Origin of the sequence: Streptomyces sp. NPDC048290, assembly GCF_040652095.1 — a bacterium.
Lineage (GTDB): Bacteria > Actinomycetota > Actinomycetes > Streptomycetales > Streptomycetaceae > Streptomyces.
Map to the genome: position 1 here is coordinate 29093 of NZ_JBEZLM010000019.1, position 18723 is coordinate 47815.

Annotated in this window: 19 protein-coding genes and 1 pseudogene; 12 read left to right on the forward strand and 8 right to left on the reverse strand. The window is 70.8% G+C overall.

The window, feature by feature from the left end:
* A partial coding sequence (locus AB0D49_RS28400) for a VCBS repeat-containing protein (RefSeq protein ID WP_362762466.1) occupies positions 1-453 on the forward strand: 453 nt, incomplete at its 5' end.
* Positions 454-538: 85 nt separating this feature from the next.
* The gene (locus AB0D49_RS28405) at positions 539-1963 is read left to right on the forward strand and encodes a VCBS repeat-containing protein (RefSeq protein WP_362762467.1); all 1425 of its coding nucleotides are present in this window, start codon (positions 539-541) and stop codon (positions 1961-1963) included.
* A gap of 162 nt (positions 1964-2125) precedes the next feature.
* Here the strand turns inward: AB0D49_RS28405 and AB0D49_RS28410 are convergent, their stop codons facing one another.
* Both AB0D49_RS28410 and AB0D49_RS28415 read right to left on the reverse strand, forming a co-directional pair.
* Positions 2126-3049, reverse strand: coding sequence for an SDR family NAD(P)-dependent oxidoreductase (locus AB0D49_RS28410; RefSeq protein ID WP_362762469.1), 924 nt, complete (start codon positions 3047-3049; stop codon positions 2126-2128).
* Complete coding sequence (locus tag AB0D49_RS28415; protein WP_362762471.1) at positions 3042-3938, reverse strand: oxidoreductase; 897 nt, start codon at positions 3936-3938, stop codon at positions 3042-3044. Before AB0D49_RS28415 ends, AB0D49_RS28410 begins: the two co-directional genes overlap by 8 nt.
* Before the next feature lie 127 nt (positions 3939-4065).
* Between AB0D49_RS28415 and AB0D49_RS28420 the strand changes: the two genes are divergently transcribed.
* Positions 4066-4677, forward strand: a complete 612-nt coding sequence (locus AB0D49_RS28420; RefSeq protein WP_362762473.1) for a TetR/AcrR family transcriptional regulator — start codon at positions 4066-4068, stop codon at positions 4675-4677.
* 144 nt (positions 4678-4821) lie between these two features.
* On the opposite strand, the gene AB0D49_RS28425 is transcribed toward AB0D49_RS28420, so the two are convergent.
* Positions 4822-5508 (reverse strand): FCD domain-containing protein, encoded by a 687-nt coding sequence (locus tag AB0D49_RS28425; protein ID WP_362762475.1) that lies wholly within the window; start codon positions 5506-5508, stop codon positions 4822-4824.
* A gap of 346 nt (positions 5509-5854) precedes the next feature.
* Between AB0D49_RS28425 and AB0D49_RS28430 the strand changes: the two genes are divergently transcribed.
* The 6 genes and pseudogenes from AB0D49_RS28430 to AB0D49_RS28455 all read left to right on the forward strand — a co-directional run bounded on the left by AB0D49_RS28430 (position 5855) and on the right by AB0D49_RS28455 (position 11034).
* Positions 5855-7087: an MFS transporter gene (locus AB0D49_RS28430; RefSeq protein ID WP_362762715.1), complete on the forward strand. Its 1233-nt coding sequence runs from the start codon at positions 5855-5857 to the stop codon at positions 7085-7087.
* 122 nt (positions 7088-7209) lie between these two features.
* Complete coding sequence (locus tag AB0D49_RS28435) at positions 7210-8025, forward strand: MBL fold metallo-hydrolase (RefSeq protein WP_362762477.1); 816 nt, start codon at positions 7210-7212, stop codon at positions 8023-8025.
* A 110-nt stretch (positions 8026-8135) separates the two neighbouring features.
* Positions 8136-8984: a PhzF family phenazine biosynthesis protein gene (locus tag AB0D49_RS28440; protein WP_362762479.1), complete on the forward strand. Its 849-nt coding sequence runs from the start codon at positions 8136-8138 to the stop codon at positions 8982-8984.
* Between the two features lie 126 nt (positions 8985-9110).
* Positions 9111-9638 (forward strand): annotated as a pseudogene (locus tag AB0D49_RS28445) (GNAT family N-acetyltransferase); the annotation flags it as partial.
* The gene (locus AB0D49_RS28450) at positions 9621-10295 is read left to right on the forward strand and encodes a YrhB domain-containing protein (RefSeq protein WP_362762717.1); all 675 of its coding nucleotides are present in this window, start codon (positions 9621-9623) and stop codon (positions 10293-10295) included. The pseudogene AB0D49_RS28445 and the gene AB0D49_RS28450, both read left to right, overlap by 18 nt.
* 121 nt (positions 10296-10416) lie before the next feature.
* Complete coding sequence (locus AB0D49_RS28455; RefSeq protein ID WP_362762481.1) at positions 10417-11034, forward strand: DUF6000 family protein; 618 nt, start codon at positions 10417-10419, stop codon at positions 11032-11034.
* Positions 11035-11147: 113 nt separating this feature from the next.
* On the opposite strand, the gene AB0D49_RS28460 is transcribed toward AB0D49_RS28455, so the two are convergent.
* Positions 11148-11585: an Lrp/AsnC family transcriptional regulator gene (locus tag AB0D49_RS28460; protein ID WP_362762483.1), complete on the reverse strand. Its 438-nt coding sequence runs from the start codon at positions 11583-11585 to the stop codon at positions 11148-11150.
* Positions 11586-11736: 151 nt separating this feature from the next.
* Here AB0D49_RS28460 and AB0D49_RS28465 point away from each other — a divergent pair, with 151 nt between their 5' ends.
* Positions 11737-12921 carry an aminotransferase class I/II-fold pyridoxal phosphate-dependent enzyme gene (locus AB0D49_RS28465; protein ID WP_362762485.1) on the forward strand — a complete coding sequence of 395 codons (1185 nt, stop codon included), beginning with the start codon at positions 11737-11739 and terminating at the stop codon, positions 12919-12921.
* 132 nt (positions 12922-13053) lie between these two features.
* Entirely contained in the window at positions 13054-14334 is a 1281-nt protein-coding gene (locus AB0D49_RS28470; protein ID WP_362762487.1) for an amidohydrolase family protein, read from the forward strand.
* A gap of 149 nt (positions 14335-14483) precedes the next feature.
* Here AB0D49_RS28470 and AB0D49_RS28475 read toward each other — a convergent pair whose 3' ends face one another.
* The 3 genes from AB0D49_RS28475 to AB0D49_RS28485 are packed head-to-tail and all read right to left on the reverse strand — an operon-like array spanning position 14484 to position 16799.
* Positions 14484-15089, reverse strand: coding sequence for a VTT domain-containing protein (locus tag AB0D49_RS28475; protein WP_362762489.1), 606 nt, complete (start codon positions 15087-15089; stop codon positions 14484-14486).
* Positions 15082-15831, reverse strand: a complete 750-nt coding sequence (locus AB0D49_RS28480; RefSeq protein WP_362762491.1) for an SDR family NAD(P)-dependent oxidoreductase — start codon at positions 15829-15831, stop codon at positions 15082-15084. Before AB0D49_RS28480 ends, AB0D49_RS28475 begins: the two co-directional genes overlap by 8 nt.
* Positions 15828-16799, reverse strand: a complete 972-nt coding sequence (locus tag AB0D49_RS28485; RefSeq protein WP_362762494.1) for an AraC family transcriptional regulator — start codon at positions 16797-16799, stop codon at positions 15828-15830. Before AB0D49_RS28485 ends, AB0D49_RS28480 begins: the two co-directional genes overlap by 4 nt.
* A gap of 263 nt (positions 16800-17062) precedes the next feature.
* Here AB0D49_RS28485 and AB0D49_RS28490 point away from each other — a divergent pair, with 263 nt between their 5' ends.
* Entirely contained in the window at positions 17063-17803 is a 741-nt protein-coding gene (locus AB0D49_RS28490) for a class I SAM-dependent methyltransferase (protein WP_362762495.1), read from the forward strand.
* 32 nt (positions 17804-17835) lie between these two features.
* On the opposite strand, the gene AB0D49_RS28495 is transcribed toward AB0D49_RS28490, so the two are convergent.
* Entirely contained in the window at positions 17836-18717 is an 882-nt protein-coding gene (locus tag AB0D49_RS28495) for a GNAT family N-acetyltransferase (RefSeq protein ID WP_362762497.1), read from the reverse strand.
* Positions 18718-18723 lie beyond the last annotated feature (6 nt).

The window sequence follows — 18723 nt, forward strand, 5'->3', positions numbered from 1 at the left end:
GGTGATGGCCGCTCGGAGCTGATCACCGTGCAGGACAACGGTGACGTAAAGGCCTGGCACAACGGTCGTGGGTTCGCGGCGATGCCGTGGGACGGGGATGTGGTGATCGGTCAGGGTTTCGCGAAGGGCAACGTGCACTTCGCCGATCTGGACGGTGATGGCCGCTCGGAGCTGATCACCGTGCAGGACAACGGTGACGTAAAGGCCTGGCACAACGGTCGTGGGTTCGCGGCGATGCCGTGGGACGGCGATGTGGTGATCGGTCAGGGTTTCGCGAGGGGCAATGTGCATTTCGCGGACCTGGATGGTGATGGCCGTTCTGAGCTGGTGACGGTGCAGGACAACGGTGATGTGAAGGCCTGGCACAACGGTCGTGGGTTCGCGGCGATGCCGTGGGACGCGGACGTCGTCATCGGCACCGGATTCGCCAAGGGCAACGTCACCTTCGCCTGATCCAGGCACAACGGGCCGCGCCGCAACGGCTCGGCGCGGCCCGACCGCACCCCTCTCCTTCACTGTCCGGAATCGGAGCAGACTCATGCCTTCCTACGCGAAGACGACCAGCAAGAAGACCAAGCGCACCGTGGTGACCGCGATCACGGTCCTCCTCCTCTCCACCGCCGCCCTCCCCGCCGCCGCTGTCGGCGACCCTGATGACATCGCGACCGGGCGCCCCTGGGGAGTGGCGGCCGTGAACTGGAACTCCCTGCCGTGTGTGGCGGGCGGTCCGACGGCCCAGGACACCGCGAACGCGGCGGCCCTCAACCCGCAGCTACGCAACGCCATGCGAGGCAACATGAACGCGTACACGGCCTCGTGCGCGAGGGCGATCATCGAGACGGTCAAGGCGCGCGGCCTCAATCCGCGAGCGGGCGCCATCGCCATCGCGACCGTCATCGTGGAGACGGGTGTGCGCAACCTGGACGGCGGCGACCGCGACTCGGTCGGCCTCTACCAGCAACGGGCGAGCTGGGGCAGCTTCGCCGAGCGCACCGATCCCGTCATCGCGACCCACAAGTTCCTCGACACCATGGAGAGGTTCTATCCGGGCGGGTCCTGGAACACCGCCCCCATCGGAGATGTCGCGGCCGACGTGCAACGCCCCGCCGCCGAATACCGCTATCGGTACGGTGTCCAGGCCGCCGACGCCGTCGTCATAGCGAACCACCTGTGGACGGGTGCCGCGCAGGGCGCCTCGCTCTCGGGTGACAGCCGTTCTGAGCTGGTGACGGTGCTGGACAACGGTGATGTGAAGGCGTGGCGCAACGGCGGTGGGTTCGCGGCGATGCCGTGGGACGCGGATGTCGTCGTCGGTCAGGGTTTCGCGAGGGGCAACGCGCATTTCGCCGACCTGGACGGTGACGGTCGTTCTGAGCTGATCACGGTGCTGGACAACGGTGATGTGAAGGCGTGGCACAACGGCGGCGGGTTCGCGGCGATGCCGTGGGACGCGGACGTTGTCATCGGTCAGGGTTTCGCGAAGGGCAATGTGCACTTCGCCGACCTGGACGGTGATGGCCGCTCGGAGCTGATCACCGTGCAGGACAACGGCGACGTAAAAGCCTGGCACAACGGTCGTGGGTTCGCGGCGATGCCGTGGGACGGCGATGTGGTGATCGGTCAGGGTTTCGCGAAGGGCAACGTGCACTTCGCCGATCTGGATGGTGATGGCCGTTCTGAGCTGGTGACGGTGCTGGACAACGGTGATGTGAAGGCGTGGCACAACGGTCGTGGGTTCGCGGCGATGCCGTGGGACGGCGATGTGGTGATCGGTCAGGGATTCGCGAAGGGCAACGTGCACTTCGCGGACCTGGACGGTGATGGCCGTTCTGAGCTGGTGACGGTGCTGGACAACGGTGATGTGAAGGCGTGGCACAACGGTCGTGGGTTCGCGGCGATGCCGTGGGACGCGGACGTTGTCATCGGCGCCGGATTCGCCAAGGACAACATCACCTTCGCCTGACCATGCCCGGGTAGACCGATCGCGGGGTGCGCTTCCACTGGAAGAGTGCCCCGCGATCGCCACTGCCTTGAGCCCGGCCATGACCCGATGAACCCATGAAGGCATCGAGTAGCAGGTCATGGCCGCTGCCACGGGTACGGTGATCGGCCCCTGCCGTCGCTGCTACACGCCGAGATCGACCACGACACCCGTCGCGGCCTCGGCCTGTCGCCAGAACTCCCGCCCGAACTCCTCGCTCGCGCTGGAGGCGACGGGCTGCACGAGGACGGGACGACCCCTCATGCCGCGGCGGGGACCGTAGAACTGCCCGCCCTCCGCCTTGGGGTCGATGGCCGCGCGCACGATCGGCCACGCGCCCCGGTCCTTTCCCTGGGCGGTGAGCGCGGACAGGTAGTCGGAGAACTTGCGTCCGTCATTGATCCCCGGTCGTCGCGCGGACCGGAGGTCGATCGCGCTCCCGGGGTGGGCCAGCAGGGACTGGATTCCGCTCTGTGCGGCGCTCAGCCTGCGCTGCAACTCCAACGCGAAGGCGTGTACACCATGCTTCGAGTAGCCGTAGGCGCGAAAGGGCCGGTAGCGCCCACTCTCGCTCTGAAGGTTCGACGGATCGAGCCGGACGAGCTGCGTGGCCATGCTGCCCATACTGACGACACGGCCGTCAGGGCGGAGCGAGGGGAGGGTGAGGGCGGTGAGCGCGAACGGGCCGAACGCGTTGGAGGCGGCGATGAGTTCCAGGCCGTCCTGGGTGACTTCGCGCCCTTGTGAACCACTGGCGACGCCCGCGTTGTTGATCAGCCCGTCCAGTGGTGCGAACTGCCGCAGGGTCTCGGCCGCGTCGCGGATCGAGGCGAGCGAGGACAGGTCCAGGGGAACGACCTCTATCTTCGCCTCGGGGGCGTGGGTGCGCAGGGAGCGGGCCGCGATGTCCGCCTTCTTCGGCGACCGGGCGGCGAGCACGATCCGGGCTCCCGCGACGGCGAGTTGTTCGCTGATGAAGTACCCGATGCCTGAGGTGCCGCCCGTCACGACAAAGGTCTTGCCCCGCTGGGGCGGCAACTGAGTCGGGTCCCAATCGCTGCTAGCCACGTTCCGTCTCCAGATCTTGATTGTCGGTCTTCGGGCCGTCGGCCGTAGGGATGGGCGCTTGATGGACGCCGAACGAACGCCGGACGAGTGAGTCGATCGCGCGGTCGGGGAGCAGCCACCGCAGGAAGACCAGCGGTGCCGCGCCGAATCCGGTGCGGTAGCGGGTCCGCGGCCGAGTGGCTCGCGCCACGCGCACCACCGTCCGCGCGATGACCTCCGGTTCGGACGTGGTGCGTGAGCCAGGCTCGGAACTCGCCGCCAAGTGATCGGCGACGCGCTCCGCGACAGCGCGGTAGGGGCTGGTGCGGGCGGTGCTCCGGAGGTGCTCGGCGGCCACCCGGCCCCACTCGCTGCGCACCGACCCGGGCTCGATGACGACCACATGGATGCCGAACGGCCGCGCTTCCATGCGGAGGGCGTCGCTGAGCGCTTCCAGCGCGAACTTGCTGGCGTGGTACCAGCCGCCCAGGGGGGCCACGACCTTTCCGCCCATCGAGCTGATGTTGGCGATGGTGCCGCCGCGCTGTGCGCGCATCTGCGGCATCACCTGCCGTGTGAGGTCGGCCAGGCCGAACACATTGACCTCGAACTGGGCACGCGCTTCGGCCATGGGTACGTCCTCGATGGCTCCGTAGGACCCGTAGCCGGCGTTGTTGACGAGCAGGTCGAGCCGCCCCCCGTCCGCGAGGACCGTCCGAACGGCGGCGGTGATCGAGTCCGGGTCGGTCAGGTCGAGGCTCAGTACGTGGATGCCGGCGGCCTCCAGGGACGCCATGCGCTCGACACGCCGCGCCGCCGCGTAGACCTGGTATCCGGCGTCGTTCAGACGCAACGCGGTCGCTGCTCCGATGCCGGACGAAGCACCAGTGACAAAGGCGACTTTCTTCATCGGGGTGATCCCATCGGGTGATCCCTTCTTGCGGGTCGCGACGGCTCCGGGCCGCACACGAGCGGGAAACTGTCACCGCGTGCCAAATCTAACACCAGATGTCAGAAGTGCGCGATAGGGTGAGATCATGAGCAAGCCGATCCCGCCGCTTCGAGAGCGCAAGCGCACCGTCGTCCAGTGGGAGGTCTCGGAGGTGGCGGCCTCGCTGTTCGTCGAGCGCGGCTACGAGGCGACCACGGTCGACGATGTCGCCGCGGCCGTGGGCATGTCGAAGCGCAGCGTGTTCCGCTACTTCCCCGCCAAGGAGGATCTGGCTCTGGGGAAGTTCGACACACTCGCCGCCGCGATGCTGGACGTACTGAGCGCCCGCCCGCTCGACGAGCCGGTCTGGACCTCCTTGCGGGCCATGCTGGAGATGCTGGTGCCGCACATCGACTCGGCGGACAAGAACTCGGTCTCCGCGCCCATGCAACGTGTGATCTTCGAGACGCCCCATCTCCTCGCCGGATATCTGGAGCGCCAACATCGTGTGCAGGAGACCGTGGTGGCCACCATGCGTGAGCGTGCCCTCGCCGCCGGGCGGCCGTACGCGGCGGACGATCCTTCGCTCGGCGTCCTGGTGGCCGCGGCGTTCGGCTGTCTCACCGCAGCGCAGCGGACGTGGCTCGATGGCGACGATGAGGGTGGGTTCGAGGGGGTGCTGGGGCGAGGGTTGGCAGCTTTGGAGGGGGTCGGCTGATGATCGGCTGAGCGGCTTCGGAAGGGGGGCCGTCCGGCTGGGGCTGGGGCCCGAGTGGGGCCCGAGTGGGGGCCAGGTCGGAGTTGGGGCTGGATCGGAGTTGGGGTCCGAGTTGGGGTCCGATTTGGGGGACTTCGCCCCCCGTCAGGTCGGCCCCAGCAGGTTGGTGCGGACGTCGAGGAGATGGGCGCGCATGTGCTGGCGGGCCGCCTCGGGATCGCGGTCGTGGAGCGCCTCGACGATCCGCGCGTGGGCGTGCTCGTAGCGCTCGCGGCGTTCGGGGCTGGCCGAGCGGCGTTTGATGTTGCCCCAGACGGGCAGGTCGCGGGCCGCGTTCATGGTGTCGAACATGCGCAGCAGAAGGCTGTTGTGGGCGGCCTGGGCGATCGAGCGGTGCAGGACGGAGTCCCAGGACTCGAACTCCTCGTGTGAACCGGCGGCGCAGCCGCGGCTGAGGCTTCGCCCGATCTCGGTGAGGTCGGCGGGTGTCGCCTGGTGCGCGGCGAGGTAGGCGATCTCCGGTTCGATCAGCAGGCGTGCGGTCATGATCTCGGCAGGGCTGGTCTGGAGTGTCCGCTCGTCCTCCCGGGCGGGCGCGGCGATGAACGTGCCGCGTCCGACGTGGCGGGTGATGAGGCCCTCGCGCTCCAGGGCGGCGAGCCCCTGGCGGACGGCTGCTCGTGTGGTGCCGAGTGCGGTGGCGAGGGCCCGTTCGGTGGGCAGGCGGCTCCCGGGCGTGAGGTCGCCGTCGCGGAGCCCGGCCTCGATCAGGGCGCGCACCTGGGAGGTGGTGGTGTCGGCCGGGCGCCGGGCCCCCGTCTGCTGTGTCATGCCTGCCTTCTCTGCCCGTCGTAACCAAGCGAAACCAATCGCAACCAATGCTAGTCGATCGCCGATCGTTGGACACGGGAGAACAGGGCGCTTTACGCTGCCCATGTCGCCAATCCCGACCGACTCGCAACCAATAGGGAGATTGGTTGTCGCTGGTTCGGGATCAGGAGGCGCGGCCATGAAGCTGCTGACGTTCACCGAGCCATACGGACCGAGGCGCGCACCCCGCAGGCTGCCCCCGCCCCCCACCGCACGGCCCGACTCGTCCTGGAAGCACACCATGCCGACAGCCCGCCCGCGCTCAGCCCCTGCCTCCGCCTCCGTCTCCGCGCTGTCCCGGCGCTGGATGTGGCTGGCCGCCTGGCCCGTCGTCGCGGCCATGGCCCTGTCGAACGAACCCACGCCGCTGTACGTCCTGTGGCAGCACCAGATCGGCTTCACCACGGCCACGCTGACGCTGATCTACGCCGGGTACATCGCCGGTCTGCTGGTCAGCCTGTCCCTCGGCGGGCCACTGGCCGACCGGTACGGGCGCCGGCCGGTACTGCTGCCCGGTCTCGTTCTGGGGCTGGTGGCCACCGCGCTGTTCATCACCGCACACTCGGTGGCCGTGCTCGGGCTTGCCCGGCTGCTCAGCGGTATCGCGGTGGGCGCGGTGCTGTCGGCGGGCATGGCCGCCGTCTCCGATCTGGCACCGGACGGGGACAAGAGGCTCGCCGGTCTGATCGCCTCGGCGTCGATGGTGGGCGGCGCGGCCGTCGGACCACTGCTGACCGGCGTCCTCTCCCAGACGCTCCCCGCCCCGGCGGTCACCGTCTTCGTCGTCCAGCTGTTCCTGCTGCTGGGCGCCCTCCTGCTGGTTCCGAGGATGCCGCTGCCGCCGATCCGCGCCGACGCGGCAGCCGCCAAGGGGCGATGGCTGCGGCTGCCGTCCGTGCCCCGGCCCCACCGCCGTTCCCTGTGGGTGAGCCTGGCCGTGTTCGCCCCGGCGATCACCGCCACCGGATTCGTCCTGAGCCTCGGCCCCGCCTTGCTGGCCCAGTTGTTGCGTACGGACAACCGGCTGCTGTCCGGGGGCCTGGTCTTCCTGTTGTTCGCCGCCGCCACCGGAGTGCAGTTCGCGGTGCGCCGGCTGCGCGTCCCGGTGCTGTTCCAGGTGGGCGCCGCCCTCACCGTCGTCGCGATGGCGGCACTGGTGACCGCCGTGGCCCTCACCTCGGTACCGCTGCTGCTGACGGCCGCCGTCCTGTCCGGCCTGGGCCAGGGCACCTCCCAGTTGGGCGGGCTGTCCACCCTTGCCGCGGTGGTGCCCGCCACGCACCTCGCGCGGGCGAACGCGGCGCTGACCGCCGGGGGATACCTGCTCGCCGGGACCCTGCCGGTGGCCGCGGGCTACCTCAGCGACGCGGCCGGACTGACCGCGGGCACCACCGCCTTCGGTATCGCCGTCGCCGCACTCGCCGTCATCGGGGCCGTGGCCGCGCGGGCACACCACACATTCCCCGCTCCCGCCCGTGCCCGCGCCGAAGAGCCCCGCCAAATCGCGCCCACCGCCCCCGGACGAGAGGAAGCCTCCTGAACGACATCGGCCGCCGCAGCCTGCTGCTCACCTGGACCACGGCGATCACCGCCCCACTGCTGCACCAGGACAGCGCCCACATCCCGTCTACCACGCCTCCGCCTCCGCCTACGGGAGTTGCCATGCGCCCCATCTCCAGCGGCCCGCACCACACCACCTTCGCGTTCGGCGACCTCACCGTCACCTCGCTGCGTGACGGCTACGTCGACATGCCCACGACCCGGCTGCGTGACGCGCGCGGCGAGGTCCTGGACGAGGTGCCCACCGGGGTCCCGCTCGTCGACGGCCAACTGCGCCTGTCCGTCAACGCCTTCCTGATCAGCGGCGAGAGCGGCTCGGTCCTGGTCGACACCGGCGCCTCCAATGCCTGGCACTCGACCATGGGGTCACTCCTCACCGCCTTGGCGGAGGCAGGAGTGGACCGCGCGTCCCTCACCGACGTGGCCATCACCCACCACCACGAGGACCACGTCAACGGGCTCATCGCCCCCGACGGGACCCAGGCGTTCCCCGCGCTGGAGCGTGTGTGGATCGGCGCGGGGGACGCCTCCGTCTTCACCGGCCGCCTGACCCCGGTGGCCGACCGCGTCGTCCCGGTCACCGGCACGACCGCGATCACCGCGCGGGTCACCGCCCGGCCCACTCCGGGCCACACCGACGGCCACACCGTCTACGAGGCGACCAGCAGCACCGGCACCCTGCTGATCTGGGGCGACACCGTGCATGTGCCCTCGCTCCAGTTCACCCGGCCCGATGTGTCCTGGGAGTTCGACGGCGACCAGCCCCAGGCCCGCCGCGCCCGCCGCGCCCTCCTGGAGCGGCTGACCGAGCCCGGCCACTTCGTCGCCGGAGCCCATCTGGACTCGCCCGGCGTGGGCCGCGTCAGCCGCAGCGACGACGGATACGCGTTGGAGTACCTCGCACCGTCGATCGCCTGACCCCCATGCCCGGCCCGGCGTTCCCGGGCCGCCACACCACGACGGGGCCCGGGGGACGGGCCCCTCTCCGAACCCGAGGCCGCAGCGGCGGCCTGACGAAAGGACACCTGATGACCCTGCCGCGTACCCGGGCGTTCGCCCAGGTCGATGTCTTCTCCACACTGGCCTTCCACGGCAATCCGGTCGCCGTGGTCCTGGACGGCACCGGCCTGGACGAGCAGGACATGCAGGGCCTGGCACGCTGGACCAACCTGTCCGAGACCACATTCGTACTGCCCCCCACCACCGAGGACGCGGATTACCGACTGCGGATCTTCACCCCCGGCGGCGAACTGCCCTTCGCCGGACATCCCACCCTCGGCTCCGCCCGCGCCTGGCTCGACGCGGGCCACACGCCCCGCCGCGCCGACCGGATCGTCCAGGAATGCGGGGCGGGGCTGGTCATCGTCCGCCGTGACCAGGACGCCCTCGCCTTCGCCGCCCCGCCGCGCGTACGGGACGGCGCGCTGGACGAGGCATATCTCCAGCGGCTCATCACGGCGTTCGGCATCACCCGCGAACAGGTCCTGGACCACCAGTGGGTGGACAACGGCCCCGGCTGGGCGGTACTCAGGCTGGCCTCCGCCCGTGAGGTCCTCGCCCTGGAGCCGGACCTGTCCCTCATCCCCGACGCGATGGCCGGAGCGATCGGCGCCCATGACGACAACGCCGGGCACGACTTCGAACTGCGCACCTTCGCCCCGGCCGTCGGAGTACCGGAGGACCCCGCGTGCGGCAGCATGAACGCCGGCGTCGGCCAGTGGCTGATCTCCACCGGCACCGCCCCCACCGCCTACCGGGTCTCCCAGGGCTCCCGCCTGGGACGTGCCGCCAGCATCGAGGTGACCGCCGACGGTGACGGCACGGTCTGGGTGGGCGGCGCGACGACCGTGGCCATCCGCGGCACGATCACGTTGTGACGCCGCCGGCCTCGCCACTTCGACGGGAACGCGGGGTCCGGGTCGGCCGTTGGCGCCGCTCATGAGGGCGAGAACTCGGGCGCCGGTGACTTGATCGCTGCCGAGCCTGCTGCTTGCATGGCCGACATGACTGCGCTCGGACCCGTCGCCTGGCCACCCGCCCCGATCAGGACCGAGAGGCTCGTGCTCCGTGAGCCCGAGGCCCGGGACCGGGCGGCGTTCATCGAACTGCTCGCCTCACCAGAGGTGCACACCTACCTCGGCGGCGCCCGCCCGCGTGACGAGCTGGAGCGCGCGACGCCCGAGGTGCCCGAGCAGTGGACCGGGAGCTTCGCCGTAGACCTCGACGGGTCGATGATCGGTCAGATCCTGCTCAGGAGAGCACCGGCGCACAGCCGCCCGGCTGCCGCGGGGAAAGTCGATCTCGGCTACCTGTTCCTCCCCCGGGCCTGGGGATTCGGATACGCCACCGAGGCGTGCACGGCGGCACTCGACTGGTTCGACAGCGTCCTTCCCGGCGAGCCGGTAGCGCTCGCCACCCAGACCGCCAACGCCGGCTCGATGCGCCTCGCGGCAAAACTGGGCTTCACCGAAGTAGAGCGGTTCCATGCCTGGGACGCCGAACAGTGGCTCGGCATGCGGTACCCGGTCACGCGCCCTCCGATTGAGCCCGCGAGGCATGCTGTATGCGTGATCGAGCGTGAGGCCGCGGTTCGGGCCGTCGAAGAGCAACTGGAGCGCGACTACCAGCAGTGGCTGGCTGTGGGTGTGGGCGCGGTCCGGATGGTTGTGGTCGACGTCGAGGAGCACGAGCTGGTGTGGATCGTCTTCTGGAACTCGGCGGAGTTCGCGCGCACCCGGAACCCGGCGTTCATGCTGGTCGGCAACGGGCCGTACCTGGTCGACCGGGTCGACGGCACACTGCACCAGATCGGCGTCGTCTCCGCGAAGATCGGGGCGTGGGAAGCCGACTATCGAGCCCGGATACGCGGGCTGCCGGTACGCACCGCCGTAGACGAGCTGCACGACGCGCTGCGCGAGGTCGCCACCGCGCGCGGCCGTATGCACGCTGTGCGGACACTGCGCCAGCGACTGCCGGTGTTCTCGCCTGGGGAGGCCATCGAGTACGTGACCGCGTTGCTGGACGGTGACGCGCCCGCGCGGCTCATGGCCGTAGTCACGAAAGCGCTCGTGGAACCTCTCGACTCGGTCCTCGCAGTCCACACGATTGCCAGCGGGGCGGGGATCCGAGAGGTGACGGGAAAGCCGGCGGGCAGCGTCGAGTGCGCACCCGGTTCCTCCCGCTCCTAGACGTGGCGAGGACACCACCGTGGGTGTCGCGGTCGTCCCGATGCCTCGCTCCATCTCCGGCAGGGCGGCGCATGAGGAAAGCGGTGGCCTCGCCGCATAGCCAGGAGGGAGGATCAGCCCCGTGATCCGCCGCGCCCACGAAGATCCTGAACTGCTGGCCCTGGTACGCCGCTATGTCACGCCCGAGCGGCGCTACCTGAAGCTCGGCGGCGGCTTGCTCAACATGCAGGGTCCTGAGTACGACCGGTTCGTGCGGCGGCTCGGCGAGGACGCGGGAGTCATCACCTCGGATGAGATCGCCACCCTCTTGGAAGGTGGGTGGCGCGAGCGGAGAACCGCGGCGTGGCTCGTGGCCGTCTCCCGTCGGACCGAGTTCCGTGAGCGGCTGGGAGAACTGCTGCTGGACAGTGAGGTCTGCTGTGTCGGTCTGGCTTACAGCGTGGCTCTGGCCGGGTTCGGAGCGGATCGGGACGCCGAACTCCTCGCCGCCTACCTCGACCGATACCTCCGCCGTCCCGACCTGGGGTACGACCAGGCCGTCGTCATGGGCGCTCTTCAGGTCGTCGAGTCGAACCCTGGAGGTGGTCGAACCGGCCGCTTCCAGGGACCGGAGGGGCTGTGGCAGCGGTGGCTCCAGGACGCGCCGCACATGCGGGCCGGTCCGGATCCCGCTCCCCACTTCGCGCGTCTTGTCCTTGGGCTTTGCGCGCTTGTCGATGCGTGTGCCGAGGTGCGGTGACCGCCCCCGGATGCTCGTGGGACTGCACAGAGCGGCTGTCTTTCTCCCCTTCCGGCAACGCGAGCCCCTGCATTCGCCCACACGGCGGGGCCGGTGGCGGCGCCCTTGGACGGTCACACGGCGTCGAGGGTCTTCATGATGACGAAGCTGTTCACCGTGGCCACGCCGGGCAGCGCGGCCAGTTGGTTCGCGTGGAACTCCTCGTACGCGGGCAGGTCGGCGACCTCCACCTGCAACAGATAGTCGAAGTTGCCGGTGATGTGGTGGCAGGCGATCACCTCCGGCAGTTTCATCACCTCGGTCTCGAAGGCGACGACCTCGGCGCGGACGTGCCGCATCAGCCGTACCCCCGCGAGCACCCGCAGGCCCCGCCCCACCGCGGCCGGGTCGATCAGGGCGCGGTAGCCGCGGATGACGCCGCTCTCCTCCAGGTGCCGTACCCGTCGCAGGCACGGCGACGGTGACAGTCCGACCCGTGCGGCAAGCTCCTTGTTGCTGATCCGGCCATTGCGTTCCAGCTCGGCCAGGATCAGGCGGTCCACTTCCTCCATGGGCAGATTATTGCGCCAGGGAGGCTGCTAGCACAACTGGATGCCGACCCAGTCCGCAATTATGTGCCAAAGTTGCTCGCTCCGTGTGTGTTCGGTGGGTGGTGCCGTCCATGCTGGAGGGGACGACACACCGGATCCAGGAGGTTTCGCCATGCCGGGCGCGAGCACCGTCACCATCCACGCCGACCGCGAGACCCACCCCAGCCGCGCCCTCGCGCAGCCCATCTACCAGACGGCCGCGTTCTCCGCCGACGACGGTGCCACGTTCGCCGCCGGTGCCGTCGAGCCGCGCGGGGAGGGCTTCTACACCCGCTTCGGCAACCCCAATCACGCCCAGGTCGCCGCCGTGGTCGCCGAGCTGGAGAACACCGAGGCGGCCATGGTCACCTCGTCCGGCATGGCGGCGATCACCACGGCCGTGCTCGCCCTGGTCTCCGCCGGTGACCATGTCATCGGCCAGCAGTCCACCTACGGCGGCACCGCCTCGGTCCTGCTCAACCTGCTGCCCCGGCTGGGCGTCGACACCACGCTGGTCGACCAGCGGGACACCGAAGCGTTCGAGAAGGCGCTCACCCCCAAGACCCGGCTGATCCTGGTGGAGACCCCCTCCAACCCGCTGCTGCACATCACCGACCTGCGTGCCGTGGCCGAACTGGCGCGTGCGCACGATGTGCTGACCCTCGCCGACAACACCTTCGCCACCCCCCTCAACCAGCGGCCCGCCGACCTGGGCGTCGACGTGGTCTGGCACAGCGCCACCAAGTACCTCAACGGCCACTCCGACGTCTCCGCCGGAGTACTGGCCGGGCCCGCGGCGATCCTGGACCGCGTCTGGGACACCAGCCTCCTGACCGGAGCCACTCTCGGCCCCATCGACGCCTGGCTCCTGTTGCGCGGCATACGGACCCTGCCGCTGCGCGTGCCGCGGCACAACGACAACGGACTGGCCCTCGCCGAGGCACTGACCCGGCATCCGGCCGTCACCCGGGTCCACTACCCCGGCCTCGACACCCACCCCCAGCACGCCCTCGCCGCCGCCCAGATGACCGGCTTCGGCGGAGTCCTCAGCATGGAGTTCACCGGCGGCTACGACATGGCCGACGCCTTCCTGGGCCACCTGCGCTACCCCCGCCGCTCGGCCAGCCTCGGCGGCGTGGAGTCCCTCGCCGTCCACCCGGCGTCCATGTGGCGCGGCATGCTCAGCGACGAGCAGCTCACCGAAGCCGTCCCGCCCGGACTGATCCGGCTGGCGGCGGGTACGGAGGACACCGCCGACCTGGTCGCCGACGTCCTGGCCGCCGCCGACGCCGTGTCAAGCGCGTCAGGAACCGCCTGAGCGTCGGCCTGCGCCGCACGACGACCCACCGGGCCGCTGCATCTGCCCGGTGGGCAACAGCCCCCGTACCCACATCCCCCCACCACTACCAGCGGTCGTGAAGTCCGCACCCGCACGTCAAGGAGCCCCCTCATGAAGACCCTGATCTCCGGCGGAACCGTGGTCAGCCTGGACCCGTCCATCGGGGACCTCGCCCGCGGTGACGTACTGGTCGACAACGGCCTGATCACCGAAGTCGCCGCGCATATCGACGCCCCCGACGCCGAGGTCATCGACGCCTGTGACCGGATCGTCATGCCCGGCTTCGTCGACAACCACCGCCACGCCTGGCAGACCGCCTTCCGCGGTATCGGCTCGGACTGGACGTTCCCCCAGTGGGCAGCCGCCATGCACGGCACGGTCAAGGCCCACTACACCCCCGAGGACGTCTACATCGGCACGCTGCTGGGCCGTCTCGAAGCCCTGCACTCCGGTGTGACCACCATGCTCGACTGGTATCACGTCGCCCAGACCCATGAGCACGAGGACGCCGCTATCGACGCGCTCACCGACGCGCCGGGACGCTCCGTGTTCTGCCTGGGCGCGGGCTGGGGCGGCGGCGACTCCGTCGACGACGACATCCGCCGCGTACGCGCCCGCCTCAGCGGCGGCGGCCGTATCGACCTGGCGCTCGGCATGCGCGGCCCCGGTGCCACCGGCATCGACACCGCCGCACGCGAGGTCAAGCTCGCCGACGAACTCGGCCTGCGCATCAGCCTCCACATCGAGGCACCCGGAGTGATCACCGCACTCCATGAACACGGTCTCCTGCGCGACACCCTCACCGGCGTCCACGCCAACGGCATCGGCGAGGACGAACTGCGCCTGCTCGCCGACGCCGGAGGCTCCCTCTCCATCAGCCCCGACGTCGAGCTGAAGATGGGCTTCGGCGCACCCATGACCGGCGTCGCCCTCGCCGCCGGACTGCGCCCCACCCTGTCCATCGACGACGTCCCCTCCGTCGGCGGCGACATGTTCTCCACCATGCGCACCGCTTTCGCCGCCCAGCGCGGAATCGACGGCGGCCTGCGCTCCCGCGACCTGCTGGACTTCGCCACCGTCGACGCAGCCGCCTCGATGGGCCTGCGGGACCGCACCGGCTCGCTCACTCCCGGCAAGGACGCCGACATCGTCCTGCTGCGCACCGACGACGTGACGATCTTCCCCGTCACCGACCCCGCCGCGAGCATCGTCAGCCACGGTCACCCCGGTCTGGTCGACACCGTCCTCGCGGCCGGTCGTGTCGTCAAGCGTGACGGAGCCCTGGTCGGCGTGGACCTGCCTGCCCTGCGGACCCGCCTGCTCGCCTCCCGCGACCGTATCGCCGAAGCGGCAGGTGTCCCGCTCGACGGCACCTGGCGGCCCCAGCCGTAACCCGCGTCCCCGGGCCCGGTCGCGCGCCTCAGTACAGGCGCCCGAAGGCCCGGCGGTGGCTGCCGCGGACCCACGGGACCGCGGCAGGCCGTCACGCTTGTTGGTGTCGGCTGCTCCCACTCCAGGGAGACTTCCCGCCTACCCCGACATCAGCCGACGGCACGCCGCCCCGCCTCCACCTCCCGCAACACCCGGTCGATCCGGCGCGACCTGCGCAGCAGCCCCGGAGCCCGCGCCCCGGCCAGGGCCAGCAGGGTGACAGGCAGCGGGCGGCCCGCCAGTACCGCGAGGGCGACGGTCCAGGGCGGTATCCCGGCCAGCGCGCACATCACCACCGCGGCCCTCGGTGTCCACGGCAGCAGCGCCAGGACGGCCAGCGCCCACCCGCCGTGGCGTTCCACCCACCCGGCGACCTCCTTGAGTTCCGCCTGTCCGGGCGCGACGGCGCCCACCGTCTCCAGCAGCGGGGGCCCGGCCGCGTGAACGGCGGTCGCGACCAGGAAGGCGCCCAGCACCGACGCGGTGACGAAGGTCAGGGCGATCACCCTCCAGCGCCGGGGATGCAGCGCCGACAACCCGGCCAGCAGCATCTGGTTGGGCAGCACCGGAAGCGCGTAGTCGCTCAGCGGGAAGACGGCGAGCGCGGGCAGGAACCAGCGCCGGTGCGCGGCCCGGTCCAGCCGCAGCAGCAGCCGTACCGTGCGGGTGGAGCCTCCTGGCCCGGCGGCCGGGGCGGGAGCGCGGGTCTCAGCCATGGCGCAGGACCCGGTATCCCAGCGACGGCGAGAGGCGCATCAGGGACGGCAGCAGGCGCGCCTTGCCGACGTAGATCTCCGCCCGGTCGCGGCGGATGCCCTCGATCACCGCGTGCGCCGCGACCGCCGGGCTGATCTTGCCCCGGCCCCGGCCGCGCGTCATGTCGGTGTCGACGAGAGGGAGGACCGCGTCGATGACACGGATGTGCGGGGCACCGTCCTCGCACTGGTAGCGCAGTGACCGCGTGAAGGTCCGCACCGCCGACTTGGCCGCGCAGTACACGGGCGCCGACGGCTTGGGGACGATGGCCAGTCCGCTGGTGATGTTCACGATCGCGGCGTCGGGGCGGCGGCTGAGGTGGGGGAGCAGGCCGGTGGACAGGGAGATGACGGCGTCCAGATTGACCGCCAACTCCCGCCGCAGCACCGTGCGTGTCTCGCGCGGGTCGGCGGTGAGGAAGTCGTTGAGATGCTGCACACCGGCGTTGTTGATGACGACCGACAGCGCGGGGTGACGGTCGGGCAGTGCGTCGCCGAAGGTGTCGACGGCGTCCCGGTCGCCGAGATCGACGGTCTCGGTCGACACCTGATCGCCGTACTCGGCCCGCAGGGCGGCGAGCGGGCCGGGCGTGCGGCCCACGGCCACCACATGCGCGCCGAGCCCGATCAGTTGCCGGGTCATCTCCCGGCCGATGCCGCGGGTTCCGCCGGTGACGAGCACCGTTGTGCCGGTGAGTTTCACGCGGTCCTGCTCCTCGCTGCTCCATGGGGACGGGCGGTGCGCGCCGTCGCGCCCGACTGGTGGGCGTCGGACCGCCGGAACGCCGACCGGTACGCGGCCGGTGTCATCGCCGTACGGAGCCGGAAGTGGCGGGTGAAATGGGGCTGGTCCGCGTAGCCGCAGGCGAATCCGATGACGCCGATGCTGTGCGCGTCGTCCAGGAGCAGCGCGGCGGCGGCTTCCGCACGCAGCTCGCCGAGGAGGTGGCTGAAGCCGCCCACCTCGGTGAGCCGCCGTTGCAGACTGCGCACCGGCAGGCCCAGTTCGGCGGCGAGGACGGGCAGGGTCCAGCGCCGGGCGAGATCGGCGCCGAGGAGTACGCGGGTGCGGGCGACCACGTCCGTACCGGTGCGCGCCGGGTTCGAGGGTACGGGTGGGGCGGTGCCGGACCAGGTGAACCGCCACAGCCCGCCGCCATGGCGGGGCGGTGCCGCCCTGACGGCCCCCGCGGCGAACACCGTCGACACCTCCCCATACCCGGCGCCGACGGTGAGGTCGCGTGCGCCGGTCAGCGCCAGCAGCGCGGTCAGCACGCCCAGTACCACGGCGTCCTCGGCGGGCTCCGGCGGCCGACCGCGCGGCCCGACATGTTCCACGACGGCGTGCCCCGCACCGCACTCCCGCATCACGACCCGGTGCCGTGAGTGGGTGAATGCCTCCAGCCGCTGCCACCGCCCGAACAGGTCCCCCGGACCGGCCGCGCCTAGCAGCGCCGACACGGCCGGGTCGGCGGGACTGGCCGCCATCAGCGAACCGGCCCGCAGCAGCGGCAGCAACCCGTGATCACGCGCTACCGCCCGCAGGAATCGCCGCTTCGCCTCGAACGGCAGCAACGCCCCCGCAGCCGTCGGCGCGGCCACCTGGATGCCCTCACCGGCCAGCGACCGCTGGACCAGCGCCACCAGTCTGGCGCTCGCGAACTCGTCCATGACCAGCGCGCCCCTTCCGTCGTCCCGGTCCCCGTCCCCTGCGTCCTGCGGACACGGTAGGGGGGTGCGGCCGGGGGTGTCTTGAACGATCGCGCCACCGTGAGCCAGGGGAGGGGCCTGCTCTACGGGACCGCACAGGGGCTACAGGGGGGCTGTCCGGGCTGCGTCCGGCCACCGCACACGGTGACCGCACCGGCTGAACTGAGCCGCGGAGCACGTAATTGCCTCGACAGCGCCCCGGCACCCGGGCACAGTTGCCACTCGTGACGAGCAGTGAACTGTGGACCCGTGCGACCGCCGAACGCTACGACGCCGAGGAAGCCGAATCGTCCTCGGCCGCCGCCCTCGGACCGACCCTCGCCTTCCTCGCCGAACTCGCCGGAGACGGCCGGGCGCTGGAGTTCGCCATCGGCACCGGACGGGTGGGAGTCCCGCTCCGGCAACGCGGTGTGCCGGTGGCGGGCATCGAACTGTCCGAGCACATGGCGGCGGTGCTCCGACGCAAGGTGGACGAGGACACCCTCCCGGTAGTCATGGGGGACATGGCCACCACCGTCGTACCCGGCGGGTTCACCCTGGTCTACCTCGTCTACAACACCATCTCGAACCTGCTCACACAGGATGAGCAGGTCGAGTGCTTCCGCAACGCCGCACGGCATCTGGAGCCCGGCGGCCGGTTCGTCATCGAACTGGAGGTGCCACCGCTGCGGCGCCTGCCGCCCGGCCAGGTCGCGGTGCCCTTCGACGTCTCCGAGCGGCATCTCGGCTTCGACACCTTCGACCTGGTCGAGCAGGTGCTCGTCTCGAACCACTTCACCCGAGACGGCGACGACGGCCACTACCGCCGCGACAACTCCCGGCACCGGTACGCCTGGCCGGCGGAGCTGGACCTGATGGCGCGGATCGCCGGGCTCGACCTGGAGCGCCGCGTCGCGGACTGGCACGGTTCCCCGCTCACCCAGGACTCCACGAAGCACATCTCCGTGTGGCGCAAGCCGGTCTGAGCCGGTCGCCCGGCCACCAGTCCCGTCCGCCGCTAGAGGTCGAGTTGGTACTGGTGTGTCGTGTGCGTGGGCGTATAGCCGAGACCGTCGTTGATCTGCCTCATGTGTGTGTTGCTGTCGGCGGTGTCCGTCAGGAGGCCGCCGAGGTCGGGATAGCGCCCAAGGGCGTGTCGGATCGACTCGGCCTTCATCCAGCGGCCGAGGCCGTGTCCACGGTGTTCGGGCAGCACGCCGGTGCCGTAGTGCTGGCCGTCACCTCTGCCGTCGCCGGGGACGACCAGCTCGGTGAACCCGGCGATCGAGCCGTCGGAGGTGTCGACGGCGGCGACGGTGTGCAGCTGGTCGCCCCGCTGTGCGACCGCCTTCGCGGCGGCGCGAACCCGGTCCACGTCCCAGGTCACCGTGCCGTAGTCGGTGTCGTCCATGGGCATGTCGTCCATGGCGCGACGCGAGGCGGCGAACGTCTCGGCGAGGCCGTCGGGCACGGTTCCGCACCATGACGTCAGCCGGTAGCCGGGATGGGGACGCTCGATGACATGGGCGAGGGCGGCGGTGTCCGCGTCGGCCAGTGGCAGGCGGGAGAACCTCAGGGTGAGGACCTTCCGGAAACCGCGCGTCGGCAGGAAGTGGTCGCCCGGCGATCCAGCCTCGGCCTGCGCGATGACACAGCGCCGGGCATCGGCTCGGGCGGCGGCCACGGCGGCGTCGAGGAGCTGCGAGCCGACGCGCCGGCGGCGCTCCGCCGGATGGACCTGGAGGGTCAGTTCGGCCAGGTGCTCCTGTCCGGGACTGGTGAACAGGCGCAGAAAGGCGCTTCCGACGGGAAGGGAATCGGCGTCGGACGCCAGCCATGCGAGACGCCGGCTGTTCGGGCCGTGAGCGGGGTCGGTCAGTGGGGTGATACGAGACGACAAGGTGTC